At 36.8% G+C, this 12,235-nt stretch carries 18 protein-coding genes; 14 read left to right on the top strand and 4 right to left on the bottom strand.

Annotation, left to right across the window (positions count from 1 at the left end):
• Position 1: 1 nt before the first annotated feature.
• Positions 2 to 352: a sulfite exporter TauE/SafE family protein gene (locus tag OXPF_RS07340; protein ID WP_054874551.1), complete on the bottom strand. Its 351-nt coding sequence runs from the start codon at positions 350 to 352 to the stop codon at positions 2 to 4.
• On the bottom strand, positions 353 to 715 hold the full coding sequence (locus tag OXPF_RS07335; protein ID WP_054874550.1) for a sulfite exporter TauE/SafE family protein: 363 nt from the start codon (positions 713 to 715) through the stop codon (positions 353 to 355).
• 227 nt (positions 716 to 942) lie between these two features.
• Here OXPF_RS07335 and OXPF_RS07330 point away from each other — a divergent pair, with 227 nt between their 5' ends.
• The 3 genes from OXPF_RS07330 (at position 943) to OXPF_RS07320 (ending at position 2,507) form a co-directional block, all read left to right on the top strand.
• The gene (locus tag OXPF_RS07330) at positions 943 to 1,683 is read left to right on the top strand and encodes a YebC/PmpR family DNA-binding transcriptional regulator (RefSeq protein ID WP_054874549.1); all 741 of its coding nucleotides are present in this window, start codon (positions 943 to 945) and stop codon (positions 1,681 to 1,683) included.
• A 184-nt stretch (positions 1,684 to 1,867) separates the two neighbouring features.
• The gene (locus OXPF_RS07325; protein WP_054874548.1) at positions 1,868 to 2,083 is read left to right on the top strand and encodes a helix-turn-helix transcriptional regulator; all 216 of its coding nucleotides are present in this window, start codon (positions 1,868 to 1,870) and stop codon (positions 2,081 to 2,083) included.
• Positions 2,070 to 2,507: a hypothetical protein gene (locus tag OXPF_RS07320; protein ID WP_054874547.1), complete on the top strand. Its 438-nt coding sequence runs from the start codon at positions 2,070 to 2,072 to the stop codon at positions 2,505 to 2,507. Before OXPF_RS07325 ends, OXPF_RS07320 begins: the two co-directional genes overlap by 14 nt.
• A 204-nt stretch (positions 2,508 to 2,711) precedes the next feature.
• Here the strand turns inward: OXPF_RS07320 and OXPF_RS22405 are convergent, their stop codons facing one another.
• Both OXPF_RS22405 and OXPF_RS07310 read right to left on the bottom strand, forming a co-directional pair.
• Positions 2,712 to 2,972: a hypothetical protein gene (locus tag OXPF_RS22405; protein WP_054874546.1), complete on the bottom strand. Its 261-nt coding sequence runs from the start codon at positions 2,970 to 2,972 to the stop codon at positions 2,712 to 2,714.
• Complete coding sequence (locus OXPF_RS07310; protein ID WP_054874545.1) at positions 2,950 to 3,129, bottom strand: DUF1540 domain-containing protein; 180 nt, start codon at positions 3,127 to 3,129, stop codon at positions 2,950 to 2,952. The genes OXPF_RS22405 and OXPF_RS07310 overlap by 23 nt, the downstream gene beginning before the upstream one ends.
• A gap of 219 nt (positions 3,130 to 3,348) precedes the next feature.
• Here OXPF_RS07310 and OXPF_RS07305 point away from each other — a divergent pair, with 219 nt between their 5' ends.
• From OXPF_RS07305 to secD, 11 genes are all read left to right on the top strand, one after another.
• Positions 3,349 to 3,933, top strand: a complete 585-nt coding sequence (locus OXPF_RS07305; RefSeq protein WP_054874544.1) for a hypothetical protein — start codon at positions 3,349 to 3,351, stop codon at positions 3,931 to 3,933.
• Positions 3,934 to 4,057: 124 nt separating this feature from the next.
• On the top strand, positions 4,058 to 4,552 hold the full coding sequence (gene ruvC / locus OXPF_RS07300; protein WP_054874543.1) for a crossover junction endodeoxyribonuclease RuvC: 495 nt from the start codon (positions 4,058 to 4,060) through the stop codon (positions 4,550 to 4,552).
• 11 nt (positions 4,553 to 4,563) lie between these two features.
• A complete protein-coding gene (gene ruvA, locus OXPF_RS07295; RefSeq protein ID WP_054874542.1) occupies positions 4,564 to 5,166 on the top strand; it encodes a Holliday junction branch migration protein RuvA in 603 nt (200 codons plus the stop codon).
• 35 nt (positions 5,167 to 5,201) lie between these two features.
• Positions 5,202 to 6,173 (top strand): Holliday junction branch migration DNA helicase RuvB, encoded by a 972-nt coding sequence (gene ruvB, locus OXPF_RS07290; protein ID WP_054874654.1) that lies wholly within the window; start codon positions 5,202 to 5,204, stop codon positions 6,171 to 6,173.
• Between the two features lie 63 nt (positions 6,174 to 6,236).
• Positions 6,237 to 7,262: a tRNA preQ1(34) S-adenosylmethionine ribosyltransferase-isomerase QueA gene (queA, locus tag OXPF_RS07285; protein WP_054874541.1), complete on the top strand. Its 1,026-nt coding sequence runs from the start codon at positions 6,237 to 6,239 to the stop codon at positions 7,260 to 7,262.
• 17 nt (positions 7,263 to 7,279) lie between these two features.
• A complete protein-coding gene (gene tgt / locus OXPF_RS07280; protein WP_054874540.1) occupies positions 7,280 to 8,410 on the top strand; it encodes a tRNA guanosine(34) transglycosylase Tgt in 1,131 nt (376 codons plus the stop codon).
• 18 nt (positions 8,411 to 8,428) lie between these two features.
• The gene (yajC, locus tag OXPF_RS07275) at positions 8,429 to 8,716 is read left to right on the top strand and encodes a preprotein translocase subunit YajC (RefSeq protein WP_054874539.1); all 288 of its coding nucleotides are present in this window, start codon (positions 8,429 to 8,431) and stop codon (positions 8,714 to 8,716) included.
• 119 nt (positions 8,717 to 8,835) lie between these two features.
• Complete coding sequence (locus OXPF_RS07270) at positions 8,836 to 9,240, top strand: TIGR04086 family membrane protein (protein WP_054874538.1); 405 nt, start codon at positions 8,836 to 8,838, stop codon at positions 9,238 to 9,240.
• A gap of 75 nt (positions 9,241 to 9,315) precedes the next feature.
• Positions 9,316 to 9,456, top strand: a complete 141-nt coding sequence (gene scfA / locus OXPF_RS07265) for a six-cysteine ranthipeptide SCIFF (protein ID WP_054874537.1) — start codon at positions 9,316 to 9,318, stop codon at positions 9,454 to 9,456.
• 75 nt (positions 9,457 to 9,531) lie between these two features.
• Complete coding sequence (scfB, locus tag OXPF_RS07260) at positions 9,532 to 10,905, top strand: thioether cross-link-forming SCIFF peptide maturase (protein WP_054874536.1); 1,374 nt, start codon at positions 9,532 to 9,534, stop codon at positions 10,903 to 10,905.
• A gap of 99 nt (positions 10,906 to 11,004) precedes the next feature.
• Positions 11,005 to 12,231 carry a protein translocase subunit SecD gene (gene secD / locus OXPF_RS07255; protein ID WP_054874535.1) on the top strand — a complete coding sequence of 409 codons (1,227 nt, stop codon included), beginning with the start codon at positions 11,005 to 11,007 and terminating at the stop codon, positions 12,229 to 12,231.
• Positions 12,232 to 12,235: the final 4 nt, after the last annotated feature.

Raw genomic sequence — 12,235 nt, 5'->3', positions numbered from 1 at the left:
TCTATTTTTTCTTGCAGCAGATTTCATATATCCCCATGGCAAAAAGAAAGCCTGCAAAGAATTTCCGCAGCAGTTCGGACGAAATTAAAGAAGCCAGATATGACCCGGCTATTGCACCTATTATTCCTGTAATTATAAGTTTTAAGGCCAGCCTTATTTCAACATTGTGATTTTTAATATGAGTCATCAATGCGACTATAGCCGTTGGTATGAAAGCAATCAGATTTACGCTTTGTGCGATGTGCTGATTGGTATTAAAGAGCAAGATCAGTGCTGGGATAAGTATAGTTCCGCCGCCTATTCCCATACCGCTTATAATACCCGAAAAAATGCTGACTAAAAAAATAAGCAATTACATCACCATCCTTATGGCGGCTAAAATCATTGAAATCCCGAATATCTTTCTCAAAGCATTTGCAGAGAATTTATTTAAAATTTTAGCACCTATATAGCCGCCAACCATGCTGCCTAAAGCTACATTCAAAGTAAGCTTCCAATCTATCATGCCGTTTTTGAAATACATAAAAGCACTTATTATTGATAAAGGTAATATGATGGAAATGGCAGTGGCATGGGCTTTTTGCTCCTCAACACATAAAAGAAATACCATGGCAGGTACAACTATTGTCCCGCCGCCTGAACCGAAAAGCCCGTTAAAAAAACCTGTAACCGCCCCTATGATTAATATTTTTATTATCTGACCATGATTTTTCATACATTCACCTTAATTTTTATTTAATTTTAATTTTATCTTTTTAAGGCTGTATTATTCGCTGTATGAAAAAAACATGTATAACTTAACGGAATAGAAGGAACTCTTAAAATAATGTATCGTAAATTATGATTTATATGCTATAATATTTCAGTAAAATTATTATGAAAATCGTAAGAAATGAAGACGAAAGTATATTTTCACAAGTTCAAGTTAGGAGGTATATACATATGTCAGGGCATTCCAAATGGCATAATATACAGGCAAGAAAAGGCAAACAGGATGCAGCAAGAGGAAAGATATTCACTAAAATAGGAAAAGAACTATTGGTTGCAGCAAAAGAAGGCGGAAGCAATCCTGAATCCAATTCTCGTTTAAAGGATATAATTGCAAAGGCTAAGGCTGCCAATATGCCGTCGGATACGATAAACAGATCTATTAAACGCGGCGCCGGAGAATTAGGCGATGTGAATTATGAAGAAATTACATATGAAGGATACGGTCCGGGAGGCGTGGCCGTTATAGTTGAGGCCCTTACAGATAACAAGAACAGGTCTGCAGGCAATATAAGACATGCCTTTGAAAAAAGCGGCGGCTCTCTAGGTGCTACAGGCTGCGTTACCTTTATGTTTGACAGAAAAGGTGTATTGATAGTTGAAAAGACCGACAGCACTGATGAGGATGAAGTGATGATGATGGCAATAGATGCCGGTGCCGAAGACTTTACACCTGATGGGGATGTATTTGAAATAACTACATCTGTTGAGGATTTTTCAAATGTAAGGCAGTCATTGGAAGACAGCGGCATTGAGTTTGTATCTGCAGAAATATCAATGGTGCCCCAGACTATGGTAGCTCTTGATAATGATATGGCTGAAAAGATTGAGAAAATGATAGATAGATTAGAAGATGATGACGACGTACAAAATGTCTGGCACAATGCAGAGTTTCCAGAAGGCTGGGGAGAATAATCAAAGATGTACAATTAAATCACCTGCATATATTAATTTATATATGCAGGTGATTTTTTTTATTTAAAAGGTTTATTAAAAGAGTTTAAAGAAGAAAACGGAAAGCACGCTTGACATTTTAAAGACTGGAGGGTATACTTATAAATGTAAAGTATGCTTTCCGTTTACGAGAGGAAGTGATAACATGAAGAACCGGTTGGAAGAAATCCGTAAGCAGCGCGGAATACGACAAGAGGAGCTTGCAACTGCCTTGGAGGTTTCCCGGCAAACTATCGGCTCTTTAGAAAACGGGCGATATAATCCGTCAATCATTTTAGCCTTTAAGATTGCCAGATATTTTGGGATGAGCATTGAGGAAATTTTTATTTATGAGGAGGAGAAGGAAAATGAAACAATATAAAATAGGCAGGTACATCGTACTGGCTGTAATCGGTTTTGTGATTTTTGCGGCAGGCTTGATTTTAACAAGATTATCAGCCGATTTGGACGGAATTCTTAAAACTTTTCCATACATTTGCGTTGGTATTGGATCGGGTATTTTCGGCGGTAATTTAGGTATAGCAATTAAAAATAAGGTAGCGCTCCAAAATCCGCAAGTTGCAAAACAAATGGAAATTGAAGAAAAAGACGAGCGGAATCGCACAATAAGTGATAAGGCAAAAGCTAAGACCTACGACTTGATGATATTTGTTTACGCTGGGATATTGCTCGCTTTTGCGCTGATACAGGTTGATATGTATGTTGTACTTGCTCTTGTGGCAGTCTATTTGTTCTTTATTTTCTCTAATGTATATTATCTGGCTAAATACCAAAAAGAAATGTAAGGAATAAATAATTATATATAAAGGTGTGCATGTTTTATTGCCATCCGGCCCTTTTTATCAAAGGGCTTTGTTGGTAATTTTACAGATAAAAAACTTTACATTATCTTAATTGATATATAACTATTATGGGTGTACAATAAAAACGATAAAAAATAAAGGAAGGTGAAAAATTGAATAAGGAATCAGTGTTAATGACACCAGAAGTCATTGAGGAGTGTTTATGTGAGTCTCTGGATATTCCAGAAAAGAATAGTCCATCGCATAATGATTCTCAAGCATCATCAAAATAGCCTCAGAATATAAGGCTTTTTTTATTTTTTTGTTTTTTAATAGACAGTAATAAAAAGCTGTTCGAAATATTTCGTTCAGGTCAAAAAGAAATAAACCCCCTAAAAAGGCGGGCTTATCAATATAGCTTATTTTAAGATTTTTTAGTACTTTTTCAGGATATTCCTCTTGGTTCAAAAGTTGCGCAATCTGTTATTTCAGCACTGCTGGGATTATTTGCTTCTATTTCAATGGATGATGCCATACAGTGGTTGTCGTTTCCGTTATGGACGCAGGAATCCACTACGCATTTTACTCTGCCTATAGGCTTATCTTTATCAGATTTATTTCCCATTATAGATATCCTCCTTAAAAGCTTAATTTTGTTTATGATTTTATTATTTGACTTAGAATTTTTTTTATTCACTTTAAACCCGGCGATTTGGGACTTCAGCATGTATATAAAAATTAAATGTGGATAAAATGATATATTGACAAAATATTGATTTAAATCATTTACGCATCGCATTCAGATATTGCATATTATGCCTTGCACATATAGGAGGTATTTAATTTGAAAGGCCGTAAAAAGCTGTGGCTGATACTTAGCTGTTTAGTAATTCTGCTGGGTTCTTTTGGTTTTGGGTATTATTCAACCTTAAACAGTATTCTGGGCGAAAAGACTCTGCCTCAGCCCGGCAAAAAAGTGGATTACAAATACTTTCCAATATCCGATGAAGATAAAGATATAGATATAATGGCAGATGAAGAGAGGGTGACTCCTCAAACTATTCTGGAAAAAAAGATTATATCCATAAATACCGGGAAATCCATAACAACCGAGAGCCATATAGTTCCTGATGAGCTCGTTAATATGACCAGGCTGCAGGTTGAAGATTTTTTTGATGGTGAAGGCAGAGTTGATTTCACCAAAGAAAAAATATTGATAATAAGGGAACTGCCTTATCTTCCTGACAGATTTGTTGTAAGGCTGGAGAATAAATATATTATGGTTTATTCTACGGATTCTAATGGCATAGCTACAAAATGTGATGATTTTGAACCCATTCCCCACAAAAACAAAGATAAGAATTTAGAAACAGGTATAGAAGTTGAAACGGAAGAAGAAGTGTGGGAAAAAATACGTGATTATGATTAAATTATAAGAAGCTTTTCTGATTGTTTATTCAGGAAAGCTTTTTTATTGCACATATATAAAATTCATGTAAAATAGAAGGGAATAGTTGTATTGCGTCGAATATATGTTTGGGTAAGGTGATTAAATGATTATACTTGGAATTGATCCCGGAATTGCCATAACAGGCTATGGAATTGTAAAATATGAGGGAAATAAGTTTACTCCCATTACTTATGGAGCCATTACTACAGATACAAAATCAACTATGCCCGAGAGGCTTATGATTTTACATAAGAATTTAGAGGAGCTTATATCATTATATAAACCCGATGTATTTGCAGTTGAAGAGCTTTTCTTCAATAAAAATGTCAAGACTGCTTTAGTTGTGGGACACGCAAGAGGAGTAGTAATGCTCACTGCAGTCAAACATAATCTTGGAATTTACGAATATACGCCCCTTCAGGTTAAACAAGCCGTTGTCGGTTATGGCAGAGCAGAAAAGCAGCAGATACAGCAAATGGTCAGGATACTCTTAAATCTTGAAGGTATACCTAAGCCGGATGACGTTGCAGACGCTCTGGCAGTGGCTATTTGTCACGGCAATTCCCATTTGATGGGCGAGCTTTTCAGAGTAAAATAGGAGAGTGAAGAATGTTTTATTATATAAAAGGCGTTCTGGAATATAAGGACAAGGACTTTATAGTAATCGACAATAATGGATTAGGTCTTAAGGTATTTGTATCGGCTTCAACTATTGACAAGGCACCGGCAATAGGCGGAATGGTAAGGCTTTTTACTTATTTTCATGTGCGTGAAGACATAATGGCTTTGTATGGTTTTCTTTCAAAGGAAGAGCTGGATATGTTTGAGCTTTTAATATCTGTAAGCGGTGTAGGCCCCAAAGCAGGATTAGCTGTATTGTCGGCACTTTCACCCATAAAACTGGGACTTGCTATAATGGGAGGAGACACAAAATCTTTAACCTCCGTATCCGGTATAGGGAGCAAGACTGCTCATAGAATAATATTGGAGCTTAAGGATAAAATCCATAGTGATAATGTATTAGCAGATGATACTGAGGTAATTTATAACACTAATATAAATTCCGGAGATCATATCCAAGAGGCAATACATGCCCTGATTTCTTTGGGATACAGCTCAAACGAGGCTAATACAGCAGTTAGAAAAATAGAACAGGACGGTATGGATACGGAAAGTCTTATAAAGGCTGCTCTTAAAATCCTTATGAAGTAGGTGAGAAAGTGGAAGAAAGAATAATAACCAGTGAAATGCGTGTGGAGGATGCTGAAATTGAAGGCAGCTTAAGGCCGAGAACTTTTGAAGAATACATAGGACAGGAGAAAGCTAAAGAAAAGCTTTCCATTTTTATTCAGGCTGCAAAATCAAGAAAAGAATCCTTGGATCATGTGCTTTTATACGGCCCTCCGGGATTGGGTAAAACAACACTTGCTTCAATTATATCAAATGAAATGGGGAGCAGCTTGAGGATAACATCCGGTCCTGCCATTGAGAGGCCGGGAGATTTAGCGGCGTTGCTTACCAATTTAAATACGGGAGACGTTCTTTTTATAGATGAAATCCATCGCTTGAGCAGAAGCGTTGAAGAAATACTGTACCCTGCAATGGAAGACTTTGCACTTGATATTATGATTGGAAAAGGTCCCAGCGCCAGGTCCATAAGATTGGATCTGCCAAAATTCACTCTGGTAGGTGCTACTACAAGAGCCGGGCTTCTTACATCTCCTTTAAGGGATAGATTTGGAGTAATATGCAGGCTGGAAATGTATGATACTCAAGAATTGAAAACCATTATAAAACGCTCTGCCAAAATACTTGGCATAGGAATCGATGAACAAGGGGCTAATGAATTGGCTCTTCGTTCCCGCGGCACTCCTAGAATTGCAAACAGGCTTTTAAAAAGAGTAAGGGACTATGCCCAGGTTAAGGCTTCGGGGTTTATAGACTGCAATGTGGCAAATGACGGCTTGAATATGCTGGAGGTTGATAAAATGGGATTGGACAGCATAGACAGAAAAATGCTTATGACCATAATAAACAAATTTGCAGGAGGTCCCGTCGGCATAGATACTCTTGCCTACTCTATAGGAGAAGAGAGCCATACAATTGAGGATGTATATGAACCTTATCTTTTGCAGATAGGTTATATAAACAGAACCCCAAGGGGAAGAGTAGTTTCTAAGCTTGCATATGACTACTTTAAAATTCCTTATAATAATTAAAGAAATAGTTTCCAATAATATATATAAACAATTTTTATTTTACACTACTAAGGCGGTTATTTTATGATTTTGGATGATTTTGATTTTTTTCTTCCCGAGGAGTTAATAGCACAGGAACCATTAGAAAAGAGAGACACCTCAAGGCTTATGGTTTTAGATAAAAACACCGGGGAGATAGAGCATAGGGTTTTTAAGGATATTATTACATATTTAAAAAAGGGAGACTGCATCGTATTAAATAATACCAGGGTAATTCCGGCAAGACTTTTTGGTTCAAAGGAAGGCTCCGGTGGCAAAATTGAGGTCCTATTATTAAAGAGACTGGAAAAGGATGTATGGGAGGTTCTTGTAAAGCCAGGTAAAAAAGCTAAATCAGGAGCAAACATCATTTTCGGGAACGGGCAGCTTAAAGGAAAAGTTATTGATACTACCGATGAAGGCGGAAGAATAATACGGTTTGAATATGAAGGTATCTTTGAGGAAGTTCTGGATAAACTGGGTGAAATGCCTCTTCCTCATTATATAAAAAAACAATTGAAAGACAAGGAAAGATATCAGACGGTATATTCAAAATATGAAGGCTCTGCGGCAGCACCTACAGCAGGCCTTCACTTTACGAAAGAGCTCTTAAAAGAAATCGAAGATTCAGGAGTAGGTATTGCCTATGTCACTTTGCATGTAGGGTTAGGCACCTTCAGGCCTGTTAAAACAGAGGTTATTGAAGAGCATCACATGCATTCGGAATTCTACACCATAGATGATGTAAATGCCGAAATTATAAATAATGCAAAGAAGAATAAAGGCAGGATAATTTCCGTAGGAACCACATCAACAAGAACACTGGAGACTGCAGCAGATAATGAAGGTAGAATATCAGCAAAATCCGGTTGGACGGATATATTTATATATCCTGGATATAAGTTCAAGCTTGTTGACTGCTTAATAACCAATTTTCACCTGCCTAAGTCGACATTGATTATGCTGGTCAGTGCATTAGCCGGCAGGGAAAATGTTTTAAATGCCTACAAGACCGCAGTTAATGAAAAATACAGGTTTTTCAGTTTTGGCGATGCGATGTTTATACGATGATACAGGGAGGATTAATAATGGATGCGATAAGTTATGAATTAATAAAAAAGAGCAATGGATGCGATGCCAGGCTGGGAAAACTCCATACTCCCCACGGAGTTATTGATACTCCTGTTTTTATGCCTGTAGGAACTCAGGCAACAGTAAAAGCCATGTCACCGGATGAGCTAAAGGATTTAGGAGCACATATTATTTTAAGCAATACCTACCATTTATATATGAGACCGGGCGAAAAATTAGTAAAAAAATCCGGAGGGCTCCATAAGTTCATGAACTGGGACAGGGCAATTTTAACTGACAGCGGCGGATTCCAGGTATTCAGCTTAAGCAACTTAAGAGATATAAAAGAAGAAGGAGTCACCTTTAAATCCCACATAGACGGTTCGAAGCATTTTATATCACCTGAAAAAGCCATTGAGATACAAAACGATTTGGGAGCCGATATAATCATGTGCTTTGATGAATGCCTTCCTTACCCTGTTGAACATGACTATGCATCAAGCTCACTTAATAGGACTATAAGATGGGCTGTAAGATGCAAGGAAACCCATAAGGATACAGAGCGCCAGTCCTTGTTTGGCATAATACAAGGAGGAATGTTCAAGGATTTAAGGGAAAGGAGCGCAAAGGAAATGGTAGCCCTTGACTTCCCGGGATACAGCATAGGGGGATTAAGCATAGGAGAGCCTAAACCCATTATGTATGATGTATTGGATTGGACAGTACATTTGCTGCCGGATAATAAACCAAGATACCTTATGGGTGTCGGAAGCCCCGACTGCTTAATTGAAGGTGCTATAAGAGGTGTGGATATGTTCGACTGCGTATTGCCTACAAGGATAGCAAGAAACGGAACTGTTTTCACAAGTCAAGGTAAGCTGGTGGTGAGAAACGCTGAATATGCCGAGGATTTAAGACCTATGGATACCGAATGCGATTGTTATGCCTGCAGAAATTACAGCCGGGCGTATATAAGGCATCTTTTTAAGGCAAAGGAGATTTTAGGTGCCAGATTAACAACCATACATAACCTTCATTTCCTTATAAAACTCATGGAAAAAATACGCCAGGCTATAAAAGATGATAATTTGCTTAAATTAAGAGATGAATTTTACGCCAAATATGGTTATAATAGAGATGAGATTTAAGAAAGTGAGGGGAACATAATGGATCAATTTCTTACGCAGTTATTACCTTGGCTAGTGGTAATGGTAATTTTTTATCTGCTTATGATTATGCCGGAACAAAGGAAACAAAAGAAATTCAAGTCTATGATTGAATCTTTGAAGGTAGGAGATGAGGTGCTGACAAGAAGCGGTATCTACGGTAAAATAGTAAACCTTCAGGATGATTATTTCATATTGGAGAGCGGAGCTGAAAAGACCAGATTGAAAATGACAAGGGGCGCAATAGCCAACCTTGTTAATCCCACAATCGAGCCTGAAAAGAAATAGTTATACATAGAATAAAAACAGCATTTTAATGCTGTTTTTTTATATACCAAAATTCGGGTGTAATATTTATTTTTTACCTCTCATAAATATTGAATAAGGATATGTGGAGGTGAAGAAATTTGTCAATCGGCAGCTTAACTAATTTCAACAATGAAAAAGGCTCAAACAGAATAGTTGTAATAGGAAAAAGCATACTTATAGCATACATAATATCAATAGTATTTCTTTTAATATATGGTGTGCTCTTAACTTTAACAAACATTTCCGAAACTACTCTGCCCACTGCAGTAATGGTGATTACCCTTGTAAGCATTGCACTGTCAGGCATATACTCAGCTGTTAAGTCGGAGTCTAAAGGATGGCTTAACGGTGCTTTAGTAGGTATTTTGTATATGCTCATATTGTTTATGCTGGGAATGCTGTTTAAAACAGGTATACTTATCGACAATCTCATTCTTTTCAGAATCTTCATGGGCTTTGTCATAGGCTCTCTTGCGGGCATAATAGGCATAAATTTAAAATGATTAATAATAACTCTTTAATCTCATGATTAACTGTGCTATAATTTAACAGAATGTTTAAGAAAAGGGGGAATTTTTGTGAAACATATTAAAACTATAAATAATGCGGCAATCAAAAACAGCTTAAATAAACCAGGCTGTAAGGAATGTGCAAATTCCTGCCAATCTGCATGCAAAACATCCTGTACTGTTGCAAATCTGGCTTGTGAAAACAAATAATAAGTCCTATAAGCTAAAAGGAGCAGTAATAATATGAAATATTGTTACTGCTGTTTAATATTTTAGGGGGGTAAAATGGCTATTATTCATAAATTTGATCAGCATGGCATTAAAATGCTTTTAGACGTAAACAGCGGGTCATTTCATATAATAGACGATATCATTTATGATATCATTGATGATTATAAAAAAGTGGACGAGGAGTCTATAATAGATAAATTTATAAGTAAGTATGAAAGAGATAAAATTAAAGAAGCGATAGATGAGATAAAAAACTTAGAAGACAGCGGCCTTCTATATTGCGAGGATTTATATGAAAATGTGGCTAAGAATGATAATGAGCAATTCTTCATAAAAGCAATGTGCTTAAATATAGCCCATGACTGCAATTTAAGATGCAAATATTGCTTTGCACATGAAGGAGGTTACAAAGGGAATAAATCTTTAATGTCACAAGAAGTTGGGAAAAAGGCTATTGATTTTGTCATTAAAAATTCCGGACCTAGAAAACACATTGAAGTGGATTTATTTGGCGGAGAACCCCTTATGAATTTTAATACCATTAAGGCTATCGTGGAATATGCAAGGCAACAGGAGAAGGAATTCAATAAGGAAATGCGATTTACCATGACTACAAATGCCACATTGCTTAATGATGAAATTATAGAATATATTGACACTCATATGACAAATGTTGTTCTAAGTATTGACGGCAGAAAAGAAGTAAATGATGGTATAAGAATAAATGCCAATGGGAAAGGTACATATGATGATATTCTGCCCAAAATTAAGAGAATGGTTAATAGAAGAGGAAATAAAAAACAATATTATGTAAGAGGTACATTTACCTCTAAAAACCTTGATTTTTATAATGATGTAATGGAGCTTGCAAATAACGGTTTTGATGAAATTTCAATTGAGCCCGTTGTACTTCCCGAAGGAGATGAGCTTTCTTTAAAACCAGAGAATCTTGATACAATATTTGAACAATATGAAATGCTGACGGATGAAATTATAAAAAGAGAGGAAAAAGGCAGCGCATTTAAATTTTATCATTTTGCTATAGATATAAATGGAGGGCCTTGTATTTATAAAAGGATATCGGGCTGCGGTGCCGGATTTGAGTACATAGCAGTAACTCCGGAAGGTGATATATACCCCTGCCACCAGTTTGTCGGTAACGACAAATATAAAATGGGAACTCTGAATGAAGGAATAATAAATAATGAAATAATAAATGAATTCAAGAATGGCCACGTGTACAATAAAAAAAGCTGCTCTGATTGCTGGGCAAAGTTTTATTGCAGCGGCGGCTGTCAGGCCAATAATTATAATTTTAACGGCAATATATTAATGCCTTATAAATTAGGCTGTGAGATGCAGAAAAAAAGAGTGGAATGTGCATTGACAATAAAGGCTGCACAGTTTTTAAGAAACAACAGAGAGTAGACATATTTTAACATGTTACAGCTTGCTCATATTGACTGTACATTTTAAGTGTACTATAATAAACTTTGTGAAAAAAAGAGGAAACAAGGGGGTAAACCAATGAAACATAGAAGTCCAGTCATATTATTAATCATAATAGCGGTTGTAGCTTTTTTATCCTACACCGGTGCCTATGGCCTTAAGCTGGGTGATTACAACGTAAAAGCTTTAGGCGGAGAAGTCAAGCAAGGCCTTGATTTAAAAGGCGGAATTTATGTTATTGAAGAAATACAGGATGCCAATGTAGATGCAGAAACGGTGGATAGGACTGTACAGCTTATAAAGGAACGTGTTGACAAGTTTGGAGTTGTAGACCCTACCATCCAAAAAGAAGGAGACAGGAGAATAAGGATAGAAATCCCCGGGATGTATGACCAACAGAAAGCTCTGGAATTTATAGGACAGACAGGCTATTTGAAGTTTGTAGGACCAAATAGTGATGAAATATTAAGCGGTAAGGATGTAAAGGATGCTTATGTTACTTTTGATGAATACAACCGGGCACAGATAAGCCTTGAGTTTAATGAAGAGGGAAAACAGAAATTTTCAGATGCAACCCAAAAATACATAGGACAGGAAATATCCATATATTTAGATGAAGACCTGCTATCCGCACCGACGGTTCAGGCTCACATAACCGACGGTAATGCAAGGATTACAGGAATGGAATCAACAGAAACAGCAAAACGTATTGCTTCCCTTATAAAATCCGGAGCTTTGCCTGTCACCTTAAAGCCATTGACTGTAAGGACCATAGGCCCCACACTCGGAACTGATGCCCTTGCAAGAAGCGTTCAGGCAGCATTTGTAGGAATACTCTTTGTAATGATATTTATGATAGCCTATTACAGACTGCCAGGTGTTATAGCCAGCATTGCCCTTGTTGTTTATATACTAATAAATTTATATGCATATATTGCTCTTAAAGCAACCATGTCCCTTTCAGCTATTGCAGGTTTCCTGCTTTCTGTAGGTATGGCTGTGGATGCAAATGTTCTTATATTTGAAAGAATAAAAGAAGAACTTAAACTTGGAAAAACCTTGAAGGCTGCATTGAATTCAGGCTTTGATCGGGCTTTAACTTCAATAATAGACGGTAACGTTACTACAGTCATAGCTGCAGCTATACTTGCTGCCTTAGGCACCGGTCCGGTAAAGGGCTTTGCCGTAACTTTGGTTATAGGTATTGTAGCAAGTATGCTTACTGCGGTAATAGTAACAAGATTCCTGCTGAAACTTGTTATGGATATCAAAGCATTTTCCAATAAAAAACTTTACGGAGCATAGGAGG

The sequence above is a fragment of the Oxobacter pfennigii genome (assembly GCF_001317355.1).
Lineage (GTDB): Bacteria > Bacillota > Clostridia > Clostridiales > Oxobacteraceae > Oxobacter > Oxobacter pfennigii.
Note: the sequence above shows the minus strand (reverse complement) of the source record. Positions and strands in the feature narration are given on the sequence as shown.

Bases quoted from the DNA above. Each gene is read 5' to 3' on its own strand.
- secD (WP_054874535.1), top strand. From the start codon at position 11,005: ATGAAACATAGAAGTCCAGTCATATTATTAATCATAATAGCGGTTGTA.
- OXPF_RS07325 (WP_054874548.1), top strand. From the start codon at position 1,868: ATGAAGAACCGGTTGGAAGAAATCCGTAAGCAGCGCGGAATACGACAA.
- OXPF_RS07320 (WP_054874547.1), top strand. From the start codon at position 2,070: ATGAAACAATATAAAATAGGCAGGTACATCGTACTGGCTGTAATCGGT.
- OXPF_RS07335 (WP_054874550.1), bottom strand. From the start codon at position 715: ATGAAAAATCATGGTCAGATAATAAAAATATTAATCATAGGGGCGGTT.
- queA (WP_054874541.1), top strand. From the start codon at position 6,237: ATGATTTTGGATGATTTTGATTTTTTTCTTCCCGAGGAGTTAATAGCA.
- OXPF_RS07310 (WP_054874545.1), bottom strand. From the start codon at position 3,129: ATGGGAAATAAATCTGATAAAGATAAGCCTATAGGCAGAGTAAAATGC.
- ruvA (WP_054874542.1), top strand. From the start codon at position 4,564: ATGTTTTATTATATAAAAGGCGTTCTGGAATATAAGGACAAGGACTTT.
- yajC (WP_054874539.1), top strand. From the start codon at position 8,429: ATGGATCAATTTCTTACGCAGTTATTACCTTGGCTAGTGGTAATGGTA.
- ruvB (WP_054874654.1), top strand. From the start codon at position 5,202: ATGCGTGTGGAGGATGCTGAAATTGAAGGCAGCTTAAGGCCGAGAACT.
- ruvC (WP_054874543.1), top strand. From the start codon at position 4,058: ATGATTATACTTGGAATTGATCCCGGAATTGCCATAACAGGCTATGGA.
- OXPF_RS07330 (WP_054874549.1), top strand. From the start codon at position 943: ATGTCAGGGCATTCCAAATGGCATAATATACAGGCAAGAAAAGGCAAA.
- scfB (WP_054874536.1), top strand. From the start codon at position 9,532: ATGGCTATTATTCATAAATTTGATCAGCATGGCATTAAAATGCTTTTA.
- tgt (WP_054874540.1), top strand. From the start codon at position 7,280: ATGGATGCGATAAGTTATGAATTAATAAAAAAGAGCAATGGATGCGAT.